Here is a 23,262-nt window from a genome sequence, read left to right on the forward strand (position 1 = left end):
ACCGCTAATATTCTACATTGCCAAAAAATTTATAGGAACAAACCATGTCGCCTGCCACCACATCTACCAAAACCCATATTGTTATTCCTGCACGCTTTAAAAGCACTCGTCTGCCTGGCAAACCATTGCTACAGATACATGGTAAGCCGATGATACTGTGGGTGGCTGAAAAAGCACAGGCTGCAGATTTCGCTGATGACTTGTGTATCGCAACCGATGACGAGCGTATTGCTAAAGTATGCACAGAGGCGGGGTTTGATGTAGTGATGACCAGTAGTGAGCACGCTTCAGGTACAGATCGCTTGGCAGAAGTTGCCGCCATTAAAGGCTGGGCCAGTAATGATATCGTCGTCAATATGCAAGGGGATGAACCACTCGTACCGCCTTTATTATTAGAGCAGGTGCAGGCACTGTTGGTGGCTGACGAAGACAGTGTGATGGCGACGCTGTGTGAGCCTATCGAGGACTATGAGACATTCGTGCGACCTTCTGTGGTAAAAGTGGTCAGTCAGCAGGCCAATAATCGGCAGCGTGCGCTGTATTTTAGCCGAGCGCCGATTCCTTGTGACCGTGATTTTGCATTGGCAAACGAGCTGCAAACATCAGCCCCAAAAAATGCCTATCGTCATCTAGGGTTATACGCGTATAGAGTCAGTCTGTTGGAGCAGTTTGTGCATTGGCCACAAACGCCACTAGAAATCATGGAAAGTCTAGAGCAGCTACGTGTTTTAGAAAACGCTGAGCATATTGCCATTGCCGTTGCGGCCTGCCAATTGCCTGCAGGTGTCGACACACAAGAAGATTTGGATCGCTTAAATGCGATGAGTTTGGCTGACTTTGATCTTAGCTAATGGGCGATATGGCTTCGCTTTAGTCAAATTTGATAGCTATCTAGTATATCGTTTTGAGCTGTGTCTTAACCAATCCCATCTGATAGAGCCCTCACTATGAATGATCTGACAGGAAGTACCCACGCACCAGAGATTTCTGATAGTGTGTATTTTGCCCCGCTTTTGCCTTGGCAGCAGGGATTATGGTCACAGATGACAAAGCGCGTATTGCAACAGCAGTCGATACCCCATGCGTTACTAGCGGCTGGTATGCAAGGTATGGGTAAGCGCGCCTTTGTATGGAGATTGGTCGCGTGGCTACTGTGCCGCGAGCGTCATGCGCATCTATCTGGCGCTTGCGGTATATGTGAAAGCTGCCAATGGCTCAAATCAGGCACGCATCCAAGCTTGCAGGTATTGCCTCTAATCAGCATGCCCATGCGTGCAGAAGACAGCACTACTAAAGAAAAACCAAGCAGTACCACAAAAGACAAAAAGGCTGCCAAAACAACCAGTAATACGGCTCTAAAGACCAAGGTAGATGATATTCGCGCTTTACAGCCTTTTATTTATCAAGGCGGGCAAGGCATGCGCATCTGTGTGTTAGATCATGCAGAACAAATGACCATTGCCGCGGCCAATGCCCTACTCAAAACATTAGAAGAGCCGCAGTCGCAAGTACATTTGTTCCTGATTAGTGATAGCCCAGCGCAGCTATTACCAACCATTAAAAGCCGGGTACAGCAGTTGGCATTACAGACTATTGAGTCATCTGTCGCCGCTGCTTATGTGACGCAGGCGCTTGGGTCAACGATCAATCGTGAAGCAGTGGGCGATTCGGCGATCCATCAGCTTATACAGCTGAGCAATGGTGCACCACTGGCGGCAATCGCTTTAGCGCAGACACCATGGTACAGCAAACGTGCACTCTGGCTGACGACGTGGCAGGCACTGCGTAGTGGCAAGCGCAGCAGCATTGCAGCCAGTGACTATTGGCAAAACCAGTTAGATATCAAGGCATTTATTCAATTGTCTGAGCTGATGCTATTGGATATACGCCGCGTTTGTCTTGGGCTAGATGAACTACAAAAAGACATGAGTCTGTCTGAAATTTTGGCTTCTTATCAACCTATAGACAGTGCTCTTGAGACGTTTGCCACTAGCTTACAGCAGACCAAAATTGCCCTACAACAAAATGTGCAAGAAAAATTTGCCTATGATAAGCTAATGCAAGAGTTGGCTTATTTATAGCGTGGTATAGTCAAGTCTATATAAATCCGCTACATCGTCATCCTCGCTAAGCATACTAATGTATAACTTGCACTCGGTTTCCTTGTATCGAAATTATATTGAACTGACTATATGCCAGTAATAAATCATGCGTAGCCGTTCTTAAATGCTTTGATTTACATGGTATTAATGCCTGATAAACTCAATAACTCATAAAATATAGTAGACCCACTTAACCAAGGAAGCTGACTATGGCAATGCCAGGACGTGGCGGGATTTTGACCTGTCATATTGAAAATATCGAGATGCTGTATGCCAGCTATTTGTCTTTTGTGACCAATGGCGCTCTGTTTGTGCCTTCCGACCAACCGCAAAAACTTGGCAATGAGGTATTCATTGCAATCACACTTCCTAACTCAAGTGAACGCTTGCCTATGAATGGCAAGGTGGTTTGGATCAACTCTAAAGCGCAGGGCGGTCGACCAGCAGGTTTTGCCGTCCAAATCGGCACTGATGTTGCGGGACTCAGAATAAAGAACGAGGTTGAGCGGCTACTGGCAGGTAAAATTGATAGCTTACAATCGACTTATACGATGTAGTCTGTATGACTATCGATATTTTTACCCACTGTTATAATCAAAATAAATATCGCCATAAAAAAGCAGCCTTATACTTGATATAAGGCTGCTTTTTAGTAGAAGTATAGTCAGTGAACTACTAAACCGCTACGGTGTTACCCTTCCTAGAGGTACTATGTTATGTACAATCTGCGGTCGGCTGCCTTGTAGCTGTTTTAGATTTCTTTGACTATATCAACAAACTGGTGGAATGTGAAAGCGTTCTAATAACGCGGCGGCACATACATATCATTTGGGATAGGTTCGCGGTAATATTCATCATCGCGTTTGCGATTGGGCAATTCAACCTCGTCACGAGGCACTTCTTTATACGGGATTTGTTCGAGCAAATGGGCAATACAGTTTAGCCTAGCACGTTTTTTATTATTACCCTCGACCACCCACCACGGTGCTTCAGGAATATGAGTGCGCTCAAACATGGTTTCTTTTGCTTTGGTGTAGTCTTCCCAGCGCCGACGTGACTGCAAGTCCATTGGCGAGAGTTTCCACTGCTTAAGCGGATCATATATTCGGCTCATAAATCGTGCATGTTGTTCATCATCAGTGATAGAAAACCAGTATTTTACGAGGCGAATACCTGAGCGTACGAGCATGCGCTCAAACTCAGGTACCGATTGAAAAAACTCTTCATACTGTGCGTCTGTACAGAAGCCCATCACATGCTCAACACCGCCGCGGTTATACCAACTGCGGTCAAACAATACAATCTCGCCAGCTGCTGGCAAGTGAGCGACATAACGCTGAAAATACCACTGCGTCTGCTCACGTTCGGTGGGAGCGGGTAATGCGGCAACACGGCACACTCTGGGGTTCAAACGCTGAGTGATGCGTTTAATAGCGCCACCCTTACCAGCAGAATCACGCCCCTCAAAGATAACAACAATGCGCTCACCGCGATCAACGACCCAATCTTGTAGCTTTATGAGCTCTCGTTGTAGTCGAACCAATTCGTGGAAATATGTTCGTCTGTCTAGTTTTTCTTGTTCGCTCATCTCCCGTCCATCAAAACGAAAATCACGTGCACAGTCATCTATTTCATTCTCAAGCTCTTCATCATAGGTATCGATTAAATCTTGGTGCATTTTTCGACGTAACTCATCATCCAGAACTTCTTTTTCGATACGCTCTAAAAGAATGGATTGTTCTCGATTATATTGATCCACATGCTCTTTAGTCGCTAAAGATTCAAAGTCAGCCGTTGTACGCGGTTCTGTCATCACAAATTTCTCAGAACCAAAAATGACTTCCCTCAGCTTTTCTAATAAATATTTTGTCTTACCCATAAATATTACCTTTGTTTGGCATATTGGATTTTGTAAGATGGTGCTCCCTCGTTCACTTTTATAATAACAAAATACGGGCAATAAAAAATGCCCTTTAAGTTAATTAAAGGGCATTTTTACAGACAGATGCTGATTAAAATAATAAGTCAGCGTATCTCTCTTTTTAGACTAAATGTAATCCAGATTATTTTTCTAGAATACAAGTCACACCTTGACCACCTGCTGCGCAGATAGAGATGAGTGCACGGCCTGAGCCTTTTTGATCGAGTAGTTTGGCAGCAGTGGCTAAGATACGACCACCAGTAGCAGCAAACGGATGACCTGCAGCCAATGATGAGCCATTAACGTTCAGTTTGCTACGATCGATAGATCCTAGTGGTGCCTCTAATCCTAGGCGCTCTTCGCAGAATTTCTCATCTTCCCATGAGGCAAGTGTTGACAATACTTGTGAAGCAAAGGCTTCATGAATCTCATAAAAGTCAAAATCTTGCAGCGTCAGACCAGCACGCTCAAGCATGCGCGGTACGGCATACGCTGGTGCCATTAGCAGGCCTTCCGTCGTGCCAGATTTACCAATAAAGTCAACCGCAGCCGTTTCCTGATGCACGATATAAGCCAATGGCTTTAGACCATGCTCTTTTGCCCATTCATCCGTACCCAATAGCACACAAGAAGCACCGTCAGTTAGCGGTGTAGAGTTGGCAGCAGTCATCGTTGGATTGGCGTTTCTTTTGCCAAATACTGGTTTTAGCTTAGCCAGTTTTTCTAAAGTGGTGTCTGGACGCAAGTTGTTGTCGCGAGTCAGACCTTTGTAAGGCGTGATCAAGTCGTCAAAGAAACCATCGTCATAAGCGCGTGCTAGGTTTTGATGGCTATTGAACGCAAGCTCATCTTGGGCTTCACGGCTGATGTTCCACTCAAGCGTTGTGATCGCTTGGTGCTCACCCATTGACAAACCAGTGCGTGGCTCGCCGTTTTGCGGTGAATCAATCAAGTCTTTTGGGTTTAGACCCATCAATGCTTTTAGGCGTTGTTTGTTGTCTTTTGCGGCACCCAGTTTGATAAGTACTTTACGTAGGCCATCGCCAACTGCGATAGGCGCATCAGAGGTCGTGTCTACGCCGCCAGTGATGGCTGAATCAATCAGACCAAGTGCAATCTTGTTTGCAGAGGCAAAAGTCGCTTGTAAGCCAGTACCACAAGCTTGTGAGATGTCATAAGTTGGCGTGTGCGGGTTCAATGCTGTGTTTAATGTTGCTTCGCGAGTTAGGTTGATATCGCGGCTCAGTTTCATGACAGCGCCAGATACCACTTCACCTAGTGTCTCGCCTTGTAGGTTGTAACGCTCAACCAAACCATCTAAAGCAGCCGTTAGCATGTCTGTGTTGCTGACGTCAGCATACGGACCATTTGAGCGTGCAAATGGAATACGGTTACCACCGATGATGGCCACACGGTTTAGGCCTGATGCAGGCTTTGCTTGACTGGCTTTTTTAGCGGTGGGCTTTTTGGCAGCAGGCGCATCTACTTTATCATCAGCCACTTTTTTACTAGCAGTTTCTTTAACAGTGCTTTCTTTAGTAGAGGTGTCTTTAGCAGCGGTTTCTTTTTTGGTATTGTCCGCTTTGGTACTAGTCGCTTTAACAACAGTGCTTTCAACAACAGGACTGTCTGGATGATTGTTTTTATTACTCATAGTATTATCCTTAAAAAGTATGTGTAGAAAAAAAGTTAAAAGATAGACAACTTGTCTTAATCAATAAATATTAGCATTTATTATGTGACATAGATGCTTATCATAAGGTGTTTTTATTCAGTTAATGTATATCTTTAGCAAACGATGTGACGCTTGTATCAGGTCAATAATAAATTCATAACCATTATTCATCGCTTTGATAGACTGACTAGTAAGAAATATTAGCATTGCACAATTCTATGTTTGATAATATATTGTTATCAATTATAGGACATGCCATAACTTATTGGTCGGATTTTAACATGTTATAGTGTCCCTTAACGTGAGAAAAAGTGGCCGTCTTGTATACTGAGTTGTTTACAGATTGTTGTAGACATTGTCTGTTTTTGGACTTGTTTATGAGGTCAGTGTATAGTTAGGCAAGTTTTAGAGCGATTTACTAAATATCAATAATGATAATAACGATGAGCCTATATAATACGCCCATCGCATTTTCTATTTATTATTTTAACCATTAATTATAAGGATTATATTATGTCAGACCGTTATGGTGATTTTGTTCAATCTTCTCTTGGCAAAAAAGTAGCTAAAAATCTAGGTTTACCAATGCCGACCACGCTTGATCGTTTTGAAAGCGGTGAGCGTCTGGTACGTGGTAGCGTGTTGGTTGGCCGTGCTAATGGTGATGACGCCAGCGTGAGCCAGTCTATTGCGCGCATCTTGTCAGATGTCCATGCTGAAGTATATGTGAACAGCGGCGATGATATGACTGATGCCCTAGCGGATGCAGGCGTTGAAGCAAAAGCCAACACAGGCGGTGATGACAAGTTCAAAGTTTTATTGTTTGATGCCAGCAACATTGTCAATGCCGAACAACTAAAAGAAGTGTATGAATTCTTTCATACGGTTGCACGCCGCGTAGAGAAGTCTGGCCGTGTGATTATTGTTGGTCGTACGCCTGAGAGCATAACTGATATCGAAACGGCAATGGCTCAGCGTTCGCTTGAAGGGTTTGTAAAGTCAGTTGGCAAAGAGTTCAAGCGCGGTGTGACCGCACAGCTCGTCTATGTTGAGACTGGTGCTGAGCAAAACCTAGATTCAACATTGCGATTTTTTACCTCAGCACGCTCAGCTTATGTTTCAGGACAGGTCGTTCGCGTTAGCAAAGGCGATTCAGTTGATGTAGATTGGAATCAGCCTTTGGGCGGCAAAACCATGCTAGTAACCGGTGCTAGCCGCGGTATTGGTGAAGCCATCGCTCGCGTATTGGCGCGTGAAGGGGCGCATGTGATTTGCCTTGATGTACCGCAGCAGCAAGCAGACCTACAAAAGGTGGCCAGTGAAATTAGTGGTTCTGTATTGACCGTTGATATCACCAGTGCTGATGCTGGTAAAGAGGTTGCAGAAGCGGCTGAAAAACGTGGTGGCCTTGATGCTGTGATTCATAATGCTGGCGTGACGCGTGACAAAACTTTGGCAAACATGGATGAGAAAAAGTGGGATATGGTTATCAACATCAATTTGGGCAGTATTGCCAGATTGAACCGCTATATGCTTGATAACGAAGTACTAAAAGACAGCGCACGTATTGTATGCGTATCTTCTATCTCAGGTATTGCAGGCAACATGGGTCAAACCAACTATGCCACGTCTAAAGCAGGCGTGATCGGTTTGGTTAATGCGACTGCGAACCAGTTAGAAGACAATGCAAAAGGCATGACCATTAACGCGGTTGCTCCAGGATTTATCGAAACGCAAATGACAGAAGCTATTCCGTTTGCTATCCGTGAAGCGGGCCGCCGCATGAACTCAATGAGCCAAGGCGGCTTACCAGTGGATGTGGCTGAAACCATCGCATGGCTCGCATCACCTGCCTCTGGTGGCCTAAACGGCAATATAGTACGTGTTTGTGGTCAAAGCTTGCTTGGCGCATAATGTTAATTTACGGCTGAGCATATAAGGCTGATACATAGAGGCTAGAGCTATGCTTACCAGATAATTGCTAATAAAAAGTAACAAAGCTGCCCACGGGTGGCTTTTTTATGATAAAAATATAAGAATCAATAGCCAAACGGTTTTTTGCTGATAGATATACTCATGAGGTTGATGAAATTTGATGCTTATTGGATGATTTAATAGTAGGCTTTAGTCAATGACTGTAGAATGTCTCTATATACGTTAAAAAACTTGTTCAAGCCACACTTAGGATCTATTTATGTCAGACAAACATTATGATGCGTTGCCAAAAGCGCACACCACTTATGCCAACATCGTCAAAAGCTTGCTGCCTATCGGAAACAGTGGCAAGGTCAGCAGAGACGAGTTGCCACAAGCCACTTATTACGTAGACGATTTGCATATCGATCAAGACAATTTAGAGGATTATCGCAAGATTTGTGGGTTCGCTGATGACGGTAAAGTACCAGCGACTTATTTTTCAGTATTGTCACAGACGCTACAGATGAATATGATGGTCAAAGAACCATTCCCGTTTGCGATGTTGGGTTTGGTACACGTTGACAATAGCGTGACGCAGTACCGTCCGATTGGGGAGCGTGAAACAGTAGCATTGTCGGTCACGTTCGATAATTTGCGCGATCACGCTCAAGGTCAGCAATTTGACTTTATTACCATCGTTAAATCAGAGGACGAGGTCATCTGGGAAGGCACATCGACATATCTGTCACGTAGCAAAAAGCCTGCCAGCAGCAAAGACAAAAAAAGCACGCCGCGCCCAGCTGTGGTCAAACCAGAAGTTGACGAAGCTGGGGTACACAGTATCTTTGAAGTACCAGAAGACATCGGTCGCCGTTATGCTTTCGTATCAGGGGATTTTAACTTGATTCATTTGCACCCATTATCAGCACGTGCTTTTGGTTTCCCCAAAGCGATTGCCCATGGTATGTGGTCAAAAGCCAAGTGTCTTGCCCTAATGGGTGATTTACCTGATGCTTATACTGTTGATGTCTCATTTAAATTGCCTATCTTTTTGCCAGCTGAAGTAGAGCTGATCGCTGAGCCAGTCGCACAGCTTACCAATGCAGACGATACCTGTGAATTTGGGCTATACAGCTCAAAGAATAACAAGCCGCATTTGGCTGGTGTTATGAAACTAGAGACAGATAGCAAGTAACCGCTATCTTTTTATTCAATGGCCATTTCTAACGAATATATTTATCATTATGACTGCACAAAGCCCTATGACCTTACCAGACCATGAAACAAGCACAGACCAGACAGATCAATCAGTCGCGACGAATACCCTAGCTGCTAATGATACCTCAAGCAGTAAAGAAGGCAGTGTCAGCAGTGCTAGTGATGCTGACACTGACAATGGTATTGATTTGGCTGTGATTCTCGAGCCGTATTTCCGTCCTGATGCCAATACCATTGTATGCGGTGCGCTAGATGATGAAAAAGTGTCGGCACTGGCGCAGGCTGGCGTTGAGATTATTATCAATTTACAGCCTGATGATGAGCTGGGCTTTGATGAGTCAGCAGCGGTATCGCGTGCAGGTATGCACTATGAGCATTTACCTATCAATGGCGCTGCAGAGTTAAAGCAGCTCAAAATATTGGCATTTGATAATATTTTGCGTCAGCACCATAGCAAAAAGATCGCTATGCACTGTGGGTCTGGAAATCGAGTAGGGGCTGCCATTGCGCTACGAGCAGGATGGCTGCGTGGACGCAAGATGGATACGGCTATGGAGCGCGGTCGTAGCCATGGTCTGACCAAACTTGAACAAGAAGTTCATAATCGTTTGCTCGTACCACGTTAAATATTTGCGTTGTATGAAAGGTTAATACTAAGCTAAATATTAGCATCATGATAAGATATCGTCATGATTGAGTAAGGAAAAGGCGACCGATGGGTGGCCTTTTTTATTGGCCAGCTGCTTATTTGTATTGATGCATGAAGCATGCATATCAGGCAGGTCTCAAAATTAAAATAAGTCAAAACGGGAGCAAGATAATAATGACGGGACACAGCGAAAAACACGTAAATACTGCTACGGATAGCATTTTACAATCACGTTTGCAGCAACTGCTGACTGACTTACAATTGGATGATGCGCCGGCAGGGGGTGCGGTGGTCGTATATCAGGCAGGAGCATGTATTGCACAAGCGAGCACAGGCATGGCACGTCCTAATATGTCGTGGCAGCCTGATACGTTGGCGATTAATTTCTCAACCGGTAAAGGGGTATTGGCCACGCTGGTACACGTGTTGGCCTCTCAAGCATTGCTCGACTATGATGTGCCTATTGCTCATTATTGGCCAGCATTTGCAGCACAGGGCAAGGAGAAAATTACCTTACGCCATGTGATGTCGCATCAAGCCAACTTATATTCTATTCAGAGCATTGATGCGGACAGCGACACATTACTGAACTGGGATGTGATGCTAGATAAAATTGCCGCGATGCCCGTCACACCGCCAGAAAACGCAGCCTCGTATGCTAGTGCTTACAGCGCATTGGTTTACGGCTGGGTACTAGGCGGCGTTATAGAAGCGGCCACTGAACTATCACTTGCTGAAGCATTGCGTCATTATTTGACAGAGCCTTTGGGCATTGCAGACAGTTGTTACTTTGGCGTGCCAAAGAGCAAGGTAGATCAAGTGGCACAGCTGACCAAAAACTTTGAAGGCGCAGATGAGCCTACCTCACAGCCCAATCAAAGACGTCATAAACCTACGTTAAAAGCGGATTCAAAAGACACGCTACACACCTACGCCGGCCTTCCCAGCTATGCGAGCTGGCAACAAAAGATGCTAGATGATAAAAATGATGCTAATGTCGAGAACGCTAATAGTACTAATGGTGGTATCGATAGAGAAAATGCTGGTGATTCAAAACCAGTGTTAGACACCGCTGCTATCAATCGTCTTTATCTTGATACCAGTACGTTAAATCTGAGAAACTATAAAGCGGCACTCATACCCGCAGGCACGTCACCGATTGATTATTATAGCGACGACACATTGCAAGCAGTCATACCAGCGGCCAACGGGGTGGCATCAGCGCAAGCTTTGGCCACTATCTATGCCATGCTGGCAAATGGCGGTAAATGGCGTGGTCAAACGCTGATTAATCAAGCAATCTTTGAGCAGTTATTGACATCGAAAGTGACGGGTTTGGATGCGGTTATGCCGTCACAGATGCAATGGCGATTGGGTTACCATAAATTATTTAGCATATGTGACAGTCAGAATAACAATCAGAACCCTATGATCGACAGCGTTCATAATGAAAGCGCTGAGAACGAAAGCACAAAGAATGACAGTGCCATATCATCAGGGTTTGGCCATATGGGATACAATGGTTCGGTCGCGTGGTGTGACCCTGAGCGTCAATTATCCTTTGCCTTTACTCATAATTTTGACACCACTATGCTCAATGACGTGCGTCAGTTTGCGCTGACAGAAGCCGTCTTAGCATTGGTGGATGATATGCTCTAAACAGAGTTTTATGGAAAGCCTCAAATCATAGAATAGCTGTGAGTTATACTGGATGAGCAGCATTAGTACGTATCATTACGTATTAATACTGCTTATTTGGCGTCATTTGAAGCAGTTTAGTAGCGCTCAAACCATGAATAAAGATTGAGGTTAAAATCACAATTGAGCAGACAATCCATAACTTGAGTGCATCTTCCTCATCGAAGAATCCTTGGTTTAGCGCGTAAGATAAATAATACAACGTCCCAATACCGCGAATGCCCAGTGCTGAGATGGCGTATTTTTCGGTATGCGGTAGATTCAATCCTGATAAAGCAATGAATCCACCAATAGGACGGATGAGTAGCAAGAAGGTAAAGCTCACGATATAGACACGCCATGTCAGCTCAATATCCGACTGTAGACCCTGACCGATGAACATCCCAAAGATTACCAATACCAATGACATCAGCAAACCTTCTGATTGCTCGGCAAAGTCATGTAGCTTTTGATGATACGTGTGCTCGCATTCTGAGCGGCGAAATGCAAAAGCGGCCACAAAAACAGCGATAAACCCATAACTGTGTACATACTCCGCTAAACCATAGGCCAAGAGCGTTAAAGCGATGACCACGTAGCCTTGTGAGATGGTGGTATCGCGAGTGTATTTAGAAAACACCAGCTTGGCCAGAACTTTACCAACCACGATACCAACCACCACGCCTGCGCCAATTTTCCATAGGACATCATGGGTAAACCAAGACCAGAGCATCTCGTAGGTAAAGACCTGTCCTTCGCTAAACGCCTCGGCAATTTTAATCGCCAAGTAAACAAATGGAAAAGCCAGACCATCGTTAAGCCCTGCCTCTGATGTGAGGGTAAAGCGCGGTGTGTCTTCGCCGCCCGTATTAGGCGGCCCTACCTGAATACTAGATGCTAGCACGGGATCGGTAGGTGCTAAGACTGCACCCAATAAGATAGCTGCGGCCAAGCTTAAGCCAAACGCGTAGTAGCCTAAGACCGCCATCGCAAAGATACCAATTGGCATGGTAATGAGCAGTAGCCTAACCGTGGGTCGCCATAGTTTCCAAGACAGCTCAGTGTCAATTTTTATACCAGCACCAACGAGTGAGACCAAGACGACAATCTCAGTCAGCTTTTCGATTATTAAGCCATTACTTAAGGGGTCTAAAAAAGACAATGACGTCCACCAGTAACCCATCATCAAACCAAAGCTGACTTGCAGCATAGGCAGTGAGATTGAGGTGCGCTTAAAGACAATAGGAAACAATGCCCCTAATAAAAAGGCAAACCCGCAAATTAATAAGAATAAGTTGTAGTTTTCAATCATAGGGCTGATACACGTTTTTGTATGGTTGAGAGGGTATTTAGCTTTAGCCTTTATCATGACGCCAAAAAAAATCAATTACCGCAAAAAATCGTTATCAAAATGTCTACTGCGTTGTTTTTTGGTGAAAAAAAGCCTGCATAAGATATGCAGGCTTTTCATGGGTCTTTAGATTGATATGTTTCAAGATAGTTTATTTATCTTAAAACACAGTGCGCATGTTTTAGCGTTCTACTTGGCTCACATCACGTATCGCACCCGTATCGGCACTGGTGGTCATGGCAGCATAGGCACGTAGAGCAGGGGTGACATAACGCTCACGGCTGACCGGTTTCCACGCATCACGTCCACGTGCTTCCATCGCTTCGCGGCGCGCCGCCAAATCGGCATCGCTGACTTGCATGTTGATAGTGCGGTTCGGAATGTCGATATGGATAGTATCACCCTCTTCAACCAGACCAATTGCACCGCCTTCAGCTGCTTCTGGGCTGGCATGACCAATAGATAGGCCTGACGTACCACCAGAGAAACGACCATCGGTGAGCAGGGCACATTCTTTACCCAAGCCTTTAGACTTTAGGTAAGTCGTTGGGTAAAGCATTTCTTGCATACCAGGCCCGCCTTTAGGGCCTTCATAACGAATGATGACCACATCACCAGCCACGATATCATCAGCCAATACCGCAGCCACAGCATCATCTTGTGACTCAAATAGGCGCGCACGACCAGTAAAGACTAATATGCTGTCATCTACACCTGCGGTTTTTACCACGCATCCACGCTCGGCGATATTGCCATATAGTACGGCTAAGCCACCATCTGCTGAATAGGCATGTTGCGCACTACGGATACAGCCTGATTCACGGTTGACGTCGAGGTTTGACCATTCTTTTGATTGCGAAAACGCCTCAGTGGTACGTACGCCACCCGGTGCTGCAAGGAATCGCGCGCGCGCTTCAAGGTTATCAGTATTCATGATATCCCATTTATCAATCGCGGCTTTCATCGTTGGACTATGGATGGTCGGGACGTCAGTGCTCAAGAGGCCTGCACGATCAAGCTCAGCCAATAACGCAAAGACACCACCGGCACGATGCACATCTTCCATATGGTATTTTTGTGAGGCAGGGGCCACTTTTGCAAGGCAAGGGACACCGCGGCTTAAGCGGTCAATGTCATGCATTTTAAAGTCAATTTCTGCTTCATTAGCCGCAGCTAACAGATGCAAAATCGTGTTGGTCGAGCCGCCCATGGCGATATCCAAGGTCATCGCGTTTTCAAAAGCGGCTTTGCTCGCGATTGAGCGCGGTAATACTGAATCGTCATCTTGCTCATAACGGCGTTTGGCCAATGATACTATGGTGCGACCCGCTTCTAAAAATAGCTCACGACGCAATGAGTGAGTGGCTAGTAGCGAGCCATTACCCGGTAGTGCCAAGCCTAAGGCTTCGGTCAAGCAGTTCATCGAGTTGGCTGTAAACATACCAGAGCATGAACCACAGGTTGGGCAAGCTGAGGCTTCGATAGCGGCCACATCTTCATCGCTAATGCTGTCGTCAGCAGCGTCCATCATGGCATCGACGAGGTCGAGTTTACGAACCGCACTGCTATCACTACTATCAGTATTGTGACTCTTACCAACCGTACTGGCTAGAATCTTGCCCGCTTCCATTGGGCCACCTGAAATAAACACTACTGGGATATTCAGGCGCATGGCAGCCATCAACATACCCGGCGTGATTTTATCGCAGTTAGAGATACAGACTAGCGCATCTGCGCAGTGAGCATTGACCATATATTCAACAGAGTCAGCAATGAGGTCGCGGCTAGGTAGCGAGTACAACATACCGCTATGACCCATCGCAATGCCGTCATCGACCGCAATAGTATTGAACTCTTTGGCCACGCCGCCCGATTTTTCAATCTCGCGTGCGACCAGTTGCCCCAAGTCTTTTAAATGCACATGGCCGGGTACAAACTGGGTAAATGAGTTGGCAATGGCAATAATTGGCTTGCCAAAGTCGCCATCAGTCATGCCAGTTGCACGCCATAATGCGCGAGCGCCTGCCATATTACGACCACCAGTAGAGGTTTTTGAGCGATAATCCATGTGATATTCCTTACAAATAGGCGAGGTTTATTAAAATGTTTAGCCTCAGCTGTGATATTGATAGTGTGCTTTTTATGATGCGTGAGGACTAGTGAATAATACTAAATGGCTACCATACCATTGGCTATGAGTGGCTAAAAATCGGCTGCCAACCATGATAAAGAATAGAGCGACAAAGTGCTACTCTAAACGCTCTAATATGGCATTTTCAAACCAAGGCAGAGCGGTTTTATTGGTTTCCAGTTTGGCTATAACGATTAACGCATGTGCGGCAGGTAACAGCTGATAGTCTGCACTGGTCTCTAGCGGTAAGATGGACTCCGCACTGGTGCGCTGCTCATCAATACTGACCAAAGGCAGTTTGTTGTTTTTATAGAGGATATCTACACGGCCAAAAAACTGCCACTCTTTTAAGGCGTTTGTCAGTGCATCTGCCTCATCTTTGGTATAAATCTGCTGCGTCTCTTTACCTGTGTTGGTCCAATGTAGACGTACCGCTAGCTGCAGAGCCTCACTAAATACGACCAATGAGCCAATAATTTTCACATGCCAAGGACTAGCGAGTAGTGCAGCATCAATTCCTATGAGCTTGGCAGCGGCTTGTGCTGTCATGGAGGTATTGAACTGTGCTAATAGCGCAGGTGTGAGTGGATGCGTTTGTTTAATGGCCTCATCTAGACTGTCGTAGTGATATAAAAACGGCAGCGGCAAGTCTTGCGTAATGGTTTTTTTACTGATTTTACAGTTATGAATCTGCCAAGCGATTGCTTTATCAGTTAATGCATCTGCCAAAATAATGGTATTGGGTGCAAGGGTTTGCACATCATCATTCGCATTGGTTTGCTGCGCATCGCTCACGGGCGCTGTGTCATCGGATACAGAGATTGATGGCGTGTCGTCGAGTGTGGAATGAGCGTAATTGTCATCTGATTGAGTCGTCAAGGTAGGCGAGTCCATAAACATCATGTTATTAAAATAGAGGGTTAATATAACATTTTAAGGGTGCGCCCCGCTAATAAATTGGTGAGCTGAGATAGTGAGTATGCAGCTTGATTTTCTCAACGATAATGATGATAGTGACTTGTACTAACGTTACATTTCATCCACTATATTACAAGCTGTCTAAACCATTCAAAAAGCTACTCAATGCCTAATAATCAAAAATCAAAGGAAAAATAATGACTGAATTGAATCAACAAACTACTTATGATAACAACAACATTTTTGCCAAAATGCTAGATGGTGACATTCCTTATCACAAAGTCTATGAAGACGAGCATACCCTTGCTTTTATGGATATCATGCCGCAAGCAGAAGGCCATGTATTGGTCATACCAAAACAGAAGGCCGTTGATTTAGCCGATCTTGAGCCTGAATATGCTGCTGCTGTTTTGATGACATCTAAGAAAATTATGCAAGCCCAGCGCCAAGTGTTTGCGCGAGAAGGAATTATTCAAATGCAATTGAATGGCGCGCAGGCAGGGCAGACTGTGTTTCATTATCATATACATCTGATTCCTAGCAGTATCCATGAGCTAGGACGTCATGCCGCTGTGATGGCTGACCAAGAGCAGTTGGCCAATTTGGCTAAGCAGTTGGCAGCGGTGATTGATGCTGAATAATGCCAGTACAATGCTTTATGGTTTTGACATCTATAGCAATTTATAGATTTTTATCATAAATTGTTAACTTAATAGCACATATAAGATAAGGGGGCAGCTAACAAGCTGCCTTTTTTCGTTCTCTTGGTAATAGTCATGTAACAATCGTTAAAGTCATGTTACAAGTTGAATGCTTGCCTAGGGTTTTTGAAAGGAGTGTGATAGATATGATGCTTATTTACTAACCATCTTACATTCCAGCTTTGTCTTTACTAGGGCGTGTCCTCATTTTAAAAATGGTGATAAAAATGAGATAAATCGCAGTCAAACAAGGAAAATAGCGCAGATAATATCGAGATATTAGTCAGCTATTTGACGCCGTTTGGCAAGATTTAGCCATTTTTAACCCATTTAGATAACTATCGATTGAATTGAGGACACGCCCTAATAAATCATTCTAAAAAAGGCAGAGCTCACTTCTGAGGAAACCATTTTTCATGAGCAAGTTACCTCGTTCTACTATTTTATTGCCAGTCTTTGTACCTGCAGCGGTCATTATGCTGTTGTTGGTCATCGGTACTGCGATCAATCCTGAAGCAGCTGGTGCGCTATTCAGTGATGTGCTTGCCTTCACGACCGAGACGTTCGGTTGGTTTTATATGCTAGCAGTAGCATTGTTTTTGATGTTCATCATTGTACTGGCATTTTCGTCCTATGGCAGTATTAAGCTGGGCCCTGATCATGCGGAGGCGGAGTATAAGTTCCTCGAATGGTTTGCCATGCTGTTCTCGGCAGGTTACGGGATTGCGCTACTGTTCTTTGGGGTAGCAGAGCCAGTCATGCATTTCGCCAGTCCACCACTCTCCCAGCCCCAAACCATTGCGGCAGCAAAAGAGGCGATGCAAATTGCATATTTCCACTGGGGTTTTCATATTTGGGCGATTTACGGTGTGGTGGGTTTGTCACTAGCCTATTTTGCGTTTCGTCATGGTCTGCCACTATCCATACGTTCGACGCTATATCCGATTATCGGTGACAGGATTTATGGCCCTATTGGGCATACGGTCGATGTGTTTGCGATATTGGGTACGATGTTCGGTATTGCCACCAGTCTAGGTTTGTCGGTATCGCAAATCAATGCGGGACTCAATTATCTGCTGCCTAATATTATCCCAGTGAATACGACCGTACAGGTGATTGCCATTGCATTGGTGACAGCAGCGGCACTGGTATCGGTATTGGCAGGAATGGATAAAGGCGTAAAACGCTTGTCTATCTTAAATATGGTATTGGCGACAGCGCTGATGTTGTTTGTGTTTATTGTGGGCCCGACCATCTTTATTCTGAATGCCTTTATGGAAAATACGGGCAGTTATTTGGGTAATATTGTCGAGCGTACCTTTAGTTTGCAAGCGTATGAGAATAGTGACTGGATCGGTAGCTGGACATTGTTTATCTTTGCATGGACGATTGCATGGGCACCTTTTGTAGGTCTATTCATTGCTAAGATTAGCCGTGGCCGTACCATCCGTGAGTTTGTACTGGGTGTGATGCTCGTACCAACCTTCTTTACGTTCTTTTGGTTTGCCGTGTTTGGTGATACCGCGTTACATATGATTATGGTTGATGGTTATACCTCGCTAATCGGTGATGTACAAGACAACCAAGCGATTGCCTTGTTTAAATTATTAGAGAACCTACCATTTACTGAATTTGTGTCGTCATTGACCATTTTATTGATTATTACCTTTTTTGTGACATCGTCGGATTCTGGCTCATTAGTGATTGATTCGCTAGCGGCTGGTGGTCGCAGTGATACGCCGTGGTGGCAGCGCAGCTTTTGGGTGGTGACCGAAGGTGCTGTTGCCGCTGTACTATTGATTGCAGGCGGCCTAACGGCGCTTCAAACGGCTGCTATTGTCAGTGCGTTACCGTTTGCAATTATTATTCTCATTTCAATGTTTGGTATGTGGCGTGCGCTGCGTATCGAGGGACATCGTAATCAGAGCCTCGGTCAAAACAACAAACTGCCGCCACATCTACTCAAGCCATCAGCATGGCGCGAGCGTATCGACTATATGACCGATAAACCGACGCGTGGCAAGGTGCTTAGTTATATCAAAGACGTGATTATGCCATCGATGATGGAAGTGTCATCTAAATTTGCAGAAACAGGCTGGACGACTGAGGTCAACTACGACGCGGTCAATAACCGTGCAGTGCTTGAGTTGCAACGTGGCGACGACGTTGAGTTTTGGTATGAGGTGCGCTTATCTGAGCATGATGCGCCCGATTACTATACAGAAGACAGCGCAGATACCTTGCCACAAGAGCACCATCACCGTGCTGAGGTGTATCTACGCCGTGGTGGCCAGACGTATGACTTGTATGGCTATGAGACAGAGGCCGTCATTAATGACATCATCGATCAGTTTGAGAAGTACTTACATTTCCTCAATGTGTCGCCTGATAGTTTACCGTGGCGTATGCAAGAGCATGATGAAGACATCACATTAGAGCAGGGCAGTGTGCTCGATAAATAATAGAGTGAATGCGTTAAGAGTCATCATGAAAGCTGTTCACGTTAATAACTTGCAATAAACTCAGGATTCCTTAGAATAACGGCTTGTTTTTCTTACAAATCAAGCCGTTTTTTATGTCTATTGATTCTTCTGTTTTATCTGCGAATGCGCCAGTGTCTGATCATCCATTATTGCAACCATTAAATATAGGTGGTCTGACGATTGAAAACCGTCTGATGGTCGCACCAATGGCTGGCGTGACAGACAATCCTTTCCGCCGACTGTGCAAATCATTTGGTGCAGGTCATGCGGTCAGCGAGATGATCATCGCTGATACGGCGCTGTATGCGCGCAAAAAATCCCTGTATCGTGCCAACTTTGACAATGAAATTGCGCCTATCTCTGCGCAGATAGCAGGGGCTGAACCGGATAAATTGGCTCAAGCCGCTCGTTATCAAATTGATAATGGTGCACAGATTATTGACATCAATATGGGCTGTCCTGCCAAAAAAGTTTGTCGAAAATTGGCAGGGTCTGCATTGCTACAAGACGAAGACTTAGTCGCACGATTGCTCGATGCAACCGTCAATGCGGTCAATGCACCAGTCACCCTCAAAACACGTTTGGGTTTTGAAAATGGCCGTGAAAACATCTTACGAGTGGCCAAGCGGGCGGAGCAAGCAGGCATTGCCGCGATTGCCATTCACGGGCGTACGCGTGAGGATATGTATACTGGCGAGGCGCGTTACGAGCTCATACGCGAAGTTAAAGAAAGCATCAGTATTCCTGTTATTGCCAATGGTGATATCGATAGCGCACAAAAAGCTCAGCGCGTTTATGAGCTAACAGGCTGTGATGCCGTGATGATTGGACGAGCAGCCCAAGGCCAGCCATGGATATTTCGCGATATTGAGCACTTTCTGCGTACTGGTGAGACTCTAGAGGCACCTAGTGTGAGCGAGATAAAAGAGATCGTGCTGGCGCATTTGCAAGAGCTATATGGCTTTTATGGTGAGTATTCTGGCTGCCGCATCGCCCGCAAGCATATTGCTTGGTATACGACAGGTATTCCCAACTCCAATGCCTTTAGGCAAGCGATGTATGGAGAAGAGAGCACCGCAGGACAGTTCCGAGTCGTCGAGACTTTTTTGCAGGCGCATGAGTAATATAAGCTGAATACTCCTTCGGTGCACCTATGCGTATGAATGATTCATAAAGTCTATTCGACCACTGCTATGTTTTTTCTACCATTGCTGTGTCTGGATTCGGTTCAGCGGCAGTTATTTTGTTTTGCCAAGGGAATCGACCTTCTAACTCAACCTGTAGTGACAAGCTCAAAAAGGTTCGAATAAGCACGATAATACCTAATACTAGTACGCTGCGTAGCGACGGCTCTGTCACGACAGTAGCCACAATATCAGCAGCGATTAGCACCTCTAGTCCTAATAGAATAGACTTGCCAATGGTCTGCCTGATTTCTACGTACGTATTATGATTGAGGCCACCCGATAGCCGAAATGCCCTATAAAAAGCAAAGAACAGTCCAAAAAACATAATCAGTACGCCAATGACTTCAATTATCTTGGCAATTAAATCGACATAGTGGGTCAACGTTTCTATCAAAGTGTATTCTCCTCGGTATTAGCCAGAAAAAGCATCATAAGTAGCATCACTATTATTATATGATTAGACATGGCTGCAAACCCCTAAAGCCCTCAAATTAACTACCAGTTACTGGTGTTTTGTTCACTTTGTGTGATATTTTTTTGCTATGCTATAAATGAATATTCATTGGCATAGGACAAAAAAAAGGAACTTTTATGGCAAATCCCTCGAAAAAAGCAATAACCAAAGCAGTAAAAGGTAAGAATATTATTATTACAGGGGCTTCAAGTGGTATTGGCGAACGTACGGCTTTTTTATTAAGTGAGTGCGGTGCACAGGTTATCTTATTGGCACGTACTGAGGATAAGCTAAAAACAGTAACAGAAAGCATTGAAATACTTGGTGGCAAAGCCAATTATTATCCTTGTGATTTGACCAATATGGATGATATTGAAAAAGTCAGTAAGCAAATTTTGGCGGATTTTGGCCATGTTGATGTCTTAGTCAATAACGCTGGTCGCTCGATTCGTCGTTCAGTTCATGAATCGGTCGATCGTTTCCATGATTTTGAGCGTACGATGGATATCAATTACTTTGGCGCTGTTAAAATCGTTCTTGGGTTTTTGCCGACGATGATTGAACGTCAGACGGGTCAAATTGTCAACATATCCTCGATTGGTGTATTGGCGAACAGTCCACGCTTTGCCGCTTATGTCGCATCGAAATCAGCGTTGGATGCTTTTAGTCGCTGCTTAGCTGCCGAAGTAAAAGGGGACAATGTGACGATTACCAATATCTTTATGCCATTGGTTCGTACGCCTATGATTGCCCCAACCAAGCTATACCGCTACATGCCTGCGTTAATGCCTGATGAAGCGGCGTTGATGGTCGCAAGAGCCATCGTCGATAAGCCAAATAGTATTGCCAGTAATATGGGTAAATTTGCATCAGCCACGTATTCACTGGTGCCAGCATTTAACGTCGGTATCCAATCAATTGGCTATCGTATTTTCCCAAGCACCCGCGCTGGACTGACTACCGATAAGAAGCCAAACCTTGCTCAGCGTGCCTTCGCCAGAATCCTTCCGGGTGAGCATCACTAAAGTTCGGGTTTCATGCGCTTTGAGTCATAAGAAAGGATGCTACGGCATCCTTTTTTAATATCTCTCAAGGTATTAATACTTATATGAATGGGTAGAATAGCGATGCTTTTTAGCTATCTGATGACCAGAACGACGAGATTGTTAGATGCTTTAGGATTTTACTTTTAGTACCTTAAAATAGATGCCTCATTTACGATGCTAACCAAGGCGACTGGGGGTATATAGTCAATCCTCTATAAAAGAGTGACAGCGTTAACCTTGCTTGAAGTATCACGTATACATCTGCACTCGGTTGCTTTGTATCTCTTTTAAACTGAATCAACTGTAGTAGAATGAGTTTACCATGGCCTAATCGTCTCGACTCTCATGCTCAATGAGATTAAGCTTTGCATATCGGAAAATCTGAACACCATACAAGTACACACTAAGCACTCATTCGCTGAGTGTTAAAGAATCCACAAAAGATAATTTGAAGAGGTAAGGATGTTAATTAAATTGCTACGAGAAGGTCTAGGACGAATTATTGCGGGTATTAGTTTTATGACACAAGGTAATGCCATGAAACGTACTGAAGAAGAACAAGCTCTTGTTAATAAGGCTGGTGAAGATCTATCCTTATATCAATTTCAATCTTGTCCTTTTTGCGTCAAAGTACGTCGTCAAATTCATAAGTTGAATGTGCCTGTTGAGCTTCGAGATGCAAAAAACAATGAACAGTTTCGCAATGAGCTTGCTGCGAACGGTGGGCGGATAAAAGTACCTTGTCTACGTATTCAAAAAAACGACGACGTCCAATGGATGTATGAATCTAATGATATCAATGCTTACTTGCAACAGCGTTTCGGCTAGAGCGTGCTGCAGTTCGAACAACAACTGTTAAATAGACTAAAAGTGGCTAAATCATCGCCAAACTGTGTTAAGTAACTTGTTAATATCTCGATATTATCTGTAATACTTTGCTTGTTTGGCGGACATTTATCTCATTTTTATCACCATTTTTGAAATGAGGACACCCCTTAGTATGTTTAATAATAGCCTCTGAGGTTGAATCAGCTTATGTCTGAATGTACTCAACGGTTGGGCAATTCACCTTTAACTATTCGATATATGTTTCAGTGCTGGCAACCCAATAAAGGCTCATATCTTCTTTTTTCAAGGGTACAGTCGCGAGTGTACGACCTTCATTGTCAGTGAATTCAATTTCATATACGGGAGGAGTCACATCAAAAATATGTACTACAGTTCCCACATCACCCGCTCTGATATTCTCTTGAATATCTTTTGATACCTTAATAACATCGTTTATATTCAACATATTGCTAATCCTTATTTGTCATAACGTCTGTTGTTCGTAATGGAGTTACAAAAACTGTCCAAGTCACTTATGTGAATACTCCAGAAAATAGGAATTAAAATGGAAAACTACCAATTATCACGTTTTCTGCCACGAAACAAAATACTAGATTATATTTCGGCGTTAGATGAAGATGGTTTAACGACCTTCGTGATACACAATGCTGATGATTATGGGGTTTATTTGGTAACTCTTTTAGCTGAAGTTGCAAAGAAAAAAAACACTCCTCTTTGGTATAAACACTTGGGAGTACTATGTTCATCTCATTTATTTTTTATGCACGGTGCTCAACTATCTGCTTTATTTTATTTTATAAAAGCTCATGAGCTAGATTCGAACGATACTTCCATATTAAATTCTATTTTAGATTTTGGTGAACCACCTGAAATTGTGCTGACTGAAGATCAAAAGAAGTATTATGCTGCTAAGCTGCTAGCATTAGAACCTGAAAATGAAAAAGCTTTAGTTATCATCAATTCGTGATCGGTGCGCTATACAG

At 44.4% G+C, this 23,262-nt stretch carries 20 protein-coding genes; 13 read left to right on the top strand and 7 right to left on the bottom strand.

Annotated features, from left to right (window positions below; genetic code table 11):
- Positions 1–44: 44 nt before the first annotated feature.
- The 3 genes from kdsB (at position 45) to I6E86_RS04455 (ending at position 2,659) form a co-directional block, all read left to right on the top strand.
- Positions 45–851 carry a 3-deoxy-manno-octulosonate cytidylyltransferase gene (gene kdsB, locus I6E86_RS04445; protein WP_197175630.1) on the top strand — a complete coding sequence of 269 codons (807 nt, stop codon included), beginning with the start codon at positions 45–47 and terminating at the stop codon, positions 849–851.
- Between the two features lie 96 nt (positions 852–947).
- Positions 948–2,081, top strand: coding sequence for a DNA polymerase III subunit delta' (locus I6E86_RS04450; protein WP_197175631.1), 1,134 nt, complete (start codon positions 948–950; stop codon positions 2,079–2,081).
- Positions 2,082–2,311: 230 nt separating this feature from the next.
- The gene (locus I6E86_RS04455; RefSeq protein ID WP_194363050.1) at positions 2,312–2,659 is read left to right on the top strand and encodes a PilZ domain-containing protein; all 348 of its coding nucleotides are present in this window, start codon (positions 2,312–2,314) and stop codon (positions 2,657–2,659) included.
- A 242-nt stretch (positions 2,660–2,901) separates the two neighbouring features.
- On the opposite strand, the gene ppk2 is transcribed toward I6E86_RS04455, so the two are convergent.
- Both ppk2 and I6E86_RS04465 read right to left on the bottom strand, forming a co-directional pair.
- Positions 2,902–3,981 (bottom strand): polyphosphate kinase 2, encoded by a 1,080-nt coding sequence (ppk2, locus tag I6E86_RS04460; RefSeq protein WP_265087548.1) that lies wholly within the window; start codon positions 3,979–3,981, stop codon positions 2,902–2,904.
- A gap of 184 nt (positions 3,982–4,165) precedes the next feature.
- Positions 4,166–5,677, bottom strand: coding sequence for an acetyl-CoA C-acetyltransferase (locus I6E86_RS04465; RefSeq protein WP_197175632.1), 1,512 nt, complete (start codon positions 5,675–5,677; stop codon positions 4,166–4,168).
- Between the two features lie 534 nt (positions 5,678–6,211).
- Here I6E86_RS04465 and I6E86_RS04470 point away from each other — a divergent pair.
- From I6E86_RS04470 to I6E86_RS04485, 4 genes are all read left to right on the top strand, one after another.
- Positions 6,212–7,612 (top strand): 3-oxoacyl-ACP reductase, encoded by a 1,401-nt coding sequence (locus tag I6E86_RS04470; protein ID WP_197175633.1) that lies wholly within the window; start codon positions 6,212–6,214, stop codon positions 7,610–7,612.
- A 280-nt stretch (positions 7,613–7,892) separates the two neighbouring features.
- A complete protein-coding gene (locus I6E86_RS04475; protein ID WP_197175634.1) occupies positions 7,893–8,810 on the top strand; it encodes a MaoC family dehydratase in 918 nt (305 codons plus the stop codon).
- Positions 8,811–8,859: 49 nt separating this feature from the next.
- The gene (locus I6E86_RS04480) at positions 8,860–9,459 is read left to right on the top strand and encodes a beta-lactamase hydrolase domain-containing protein (RefSeq protein WP_227680532.1); all 600 of its coding nucleotides are present in this window, start codon (positions 8,860–8,862) and stop codon (positions 9,457–9,459) included.
- A 197-nt stretch (positions 9,460–9,656) separates the two neighbouring features.
- The gene (locus I6E86_RS04485) at positions 9,657–11,141 is read left to right on the top strand and encodes a serine hydrolase domain-containing protein (protein WP_197175635.1); all 1,485 of its coding nucleotides are present in this window, start codon (positions 9,657–9,659) and stop codon (positions 11,139–11,141) included.
- An 82-nt stretch (positions 11,142–11,223) separates the two neighbouring features.
- Here the strand turns inward: I6E86_RS04485 and I6E86_RS04490 are convergent, their stop codons facing one another.
- From I6E86_RS04490 to I6E86_RS04500, 3 genes are all read right to left on the bottom strand, one after another.
- Positions 11,224–12,471: a cation:proton antiporter gene (locus I6E86_RS04490; RefSeq protein WP_197175644.1), complete on the bottom strand. Its 1,248-nt coding sequence runs from the start codon at positions 12,469–12,471 to the stop codon at positions 11,224–11,226.
- Between the two features lie 220 nt (positions 12,472–12,691).
- Complete coding sequence (ilvD, locus tag I6E86_RS04495; RefSeq protein WP_197175646.1) at positions 12,692–14,578, bottom strand: dihydroxy-acid dehydratase; 1,887 nt, start codon at positions 14,576–14,578, stop codon at positions 12,692–12,694.
- Between the two features lie 180 nt (positions 14,579–14,758).
- On the bottom strand, positions 14,759–15,520 hold the full coding sequence (locus tag I6E86_RS04500; protein ID WP_227680533.1) for a hypothetical protein: 762 nt from the start codon (positions 15,518–15,520) through the stop codon (positions 14,759–14,761).
- A gap of 236 nt (positions 15,521–15,756) precedes the next feature.
- On the opposite strand from I6E86_RS04500, the gene I6E86_RS04505 reads away from it, so the two are divergent.
- The 3 genes from I6E86_RS04505 (at position 15,757) to dusB (ending at position 19,867) form a co-directional block, all read left to right on the top strand.
- A complete protein-coding gene (locus I6E86_RS04505) occupies positions 15,757–16,200 on the top strand; it encodes an HIT family protein (RefSeq protein WP_197175648.1) in 444 nt (147 codons plus the stop codon).
- A gap of 476 nt (positions 16,201–16,676) precedes the next feature.
- Positions 16,677–18,722: a BCCT family transporter gene (locus I6E86_RS04510; RefSeq protein WP_197175650.1), complete on the top strand. Its 2,046-nt coding sequence runs from the start codon at positions 16,677–16,679 to the stop codon at positions 18,720–18,722.
- 113 nt (positions 18,723–18,835) lie between these two features.
- Positions 18,836–19,867, top strand: coding sequence for a tRNA dihydrouridine synthase DusB (gene dusB / locus I6E86_RS04515; RefSeq protein WP_197175651.1), 1,032 nt, complete (start codon positions 18,836–18,838; stop codon positions 19,865–19,867).
- 67 nt (positions 19,868–19,934) lie between these two features.
- On the opposite strand, the gene I6E86_RS04520 is transcribed toward dusB, so the two are convergent.
- Positions 19,935–20,324 carry a DUF1622 domain-containing protein gene (locus I6E86_RS04520; protein ID WP_197175652.1) on the bottom strand — a complete coding sequence of 130 codons (390 nt, stop codon included), beginning with the start codon at positions 20,322–20,324 and terminating at the stop codon, positions 19,935–19,937.
- 197 nt (positions 20,325–20,521) lie between these two features.
- Here I6E86_RS04520 and I6E86_RS04525 point away from each other — a divergent pair, with 197 nt between their 5' ends.
- Entirely contained in the window at positions 20,522–21,409 is an 888-nt protein-coding gene (locus I6E86_RS04525) for an SDR family NAD(P)-dependent oxidoreductase (RefSeq protein ID WP_197175653.1), read from the top strand.
- A gap of 483 nt (positions 21,410–21,892) precedes the next feature.
- Positions 21,893–22,258 carry a glutaredoxin family protein gene (locus I6E86_RS04530; RefSeq protein WP_197175654.1) on the top strand — a complete coding sequence of 122 codons (366 nt, stop codon included), beginning with the start codon at positions 21,893–21,895 and terminating at the stop codon, positions 22,256–22,258.
- Between the two features lie 247 nt (positions 22,259–22,505).
- Here I6E86_RS04530 and I6E86_RS04535 read toward each other — a convergent pair whose 3' ends face one another.
- The gene (locus tag I6E86_RS04535; RefSeq protein WP_197175655.1) at positions 22,506–22,724 is read right to left on the bottom strand and encodes a DUF4926 domain-containing protein; all 219 of its coding nucleotides are present in this window, start codon (positions 22,722–22,724) and stop codon (positions 22,506–22,508) included.
- A 99-nt stretch (positions 22,725–22,823) separates the two neighbouring features.
- Here I6E86_RS04535 and I6E86_RS04540 point away from each other — a divergent pair, with 99 nt between their 5' ends.
- On the top strand, positions 22,824–23,246 hold the full coding sequence (locus I6E86_RS04540) for a hypothetical protein (protein WP_197175656.1): 423 nt from the start codon (positions 22,824–22,826) through the stop codon (positions 23,244–23,246).
- Positions 23,247–23,262 lie beyond the last annotated feature (16 nt).

Source organism: Psychrobacter sp. SWN149 (genome assembly GCF_015864565.1).
Lineage (GTDB): Bacteria > Pseudomonadota > Gammaproteobacteria > Pseudomonadales > Moraxellaceae > Psychrobacter.

What these genes read in the sequence shown, in the direction of transcription:
- kdsB (WP_197175630.1), top strand. Translation starts at nt 45, where the DNA reads ATGTCGCCTGCCACCACATCTACCAAAACCCATATTGTTATTCCTGCA.
- I6E86_RS04450 (WP_197175631.1), top strand. Translation starts at nt 948, where the DNA reads ATGAATGATCTGACAGGAAGTACCCACGCACCAGAGATTTCTGATAGT.
- I6E86_RS04455 (WP_194363050.1), top strand. Translation starts at nt 2,312, where the DNA reads ATGGCAATGCCAGGACGTGGCGGGATTTTGACCTGTCATATTGAAAAT.
- ppk2 (WP_265087548.1), bottom strand. Translation starts at nt 3,981, where the DNA reads ATGGGTAAGACAAAATATTTATTAGAAAAGCTGAGGGAAGTCATTTTT.
- I6E86_RS04465 (WP_197175632.1), bottom strand. Translation starts at nt 5,677, where the DNA reads ATGAGTAATAAAAACAATCATCCAGACAGTCCTGTTGTTGAAAGCACT.
- I6E86_RS04470 (WP_197175633.1), top strand. Translation starts at nt 6,212, where the DNA reads ATGTCAGACCGTTATGGTGATTTTGTTCAATCTTCTCTTGGCAAAAAA.
- I6E86_RS04475 (WP_197175634.1), top strand. Translation starts at nt 7,893, where the DNA reads ATGTCAGACAAACATTATGATGCGTTGCCAAAAGCGCACACCACTTAT.
- I6E86_RS04480 (WP_227680532.1), top strand. Translation starts at nt 8,860, where the DNA reads ATGACTGCACAAAGCCCTATGACCTTACCAGACCATGAAACAAGCACA.
- I6E86_RS04485 (WP_197175635.1), top strand. Translation starts at nt 9,657, where the DNA reads ATGACGGGACACAGCGAAAAACACGTAAATACTGCTACGGATAGCATT.
- I6E86_RS04490 (WP_197175644.1), bottom strand. Translation starts at nt 12,471, where the DNA reads ATGATTGAAAACTACAACTTATTCTTATTAATTTGCGGGTTTGCCTTT.
- ilvD (WP_197175646.1), bottom strand. Translation starts at nt 14,578, where the DNA reads ATGGATTATCGCTCAAAAACCTCTACTGGTGGTCGTAATATGGCAGGC.
- I6E86_RS04505 (WP_197175648.1), top strand. Translation starts at nt 15,757, where the DNA reads ATGACTGAATTGAATCAACAAACTACTTATGATAACAACAACATTTTT.
- I6E86_RS04510 (WP_197175650.1), top strand. Translation starts at nt 16,677, where the DNA reads ATGAGCAAGTTACCTCGTTCTACTATTTTATTGCCAGTCTTTGTACCT.
- dusB (WP_197175651.1), top strand. Translation starts at nt 18,836, where the DNA reads ATGTCTATTGATTCTTCTGTTTTATCTGCGAATGCGCCAGTGTCTGAT.
- I6E86_RS04525 (WP_197175653.1), top strand. Translation starts at nt 20,522, where the DNA reads ATGGCAAATCCCTCGAAAAAAGCAATAACCAAAGCAGTAAAAGGTAAG.
- I6E86_RS04530 (WP_197175654.1), top strand. Translation starts at nt 21,893, where the DNA reads ATGTTAATTAAATTGCTACGAGAAGGTCTAGGACGAATTATTGCGGGT.
- I6E86_RS04535 (WP_197175655.1), bottom strand. Translation starts at nt 22,724, where the DNA reads ATGTTGAATATAAACGATGTTATTAAGGTATCAAAAGATATTCAAGAG.
- I6E86_RS04540 (WP_197175656.1), top strand. Translation starts at nt 22,824, where the DNA reads ATGGAAAACTACCAATTATCACGTTTTCTGCCACGAAACAAAATACTA.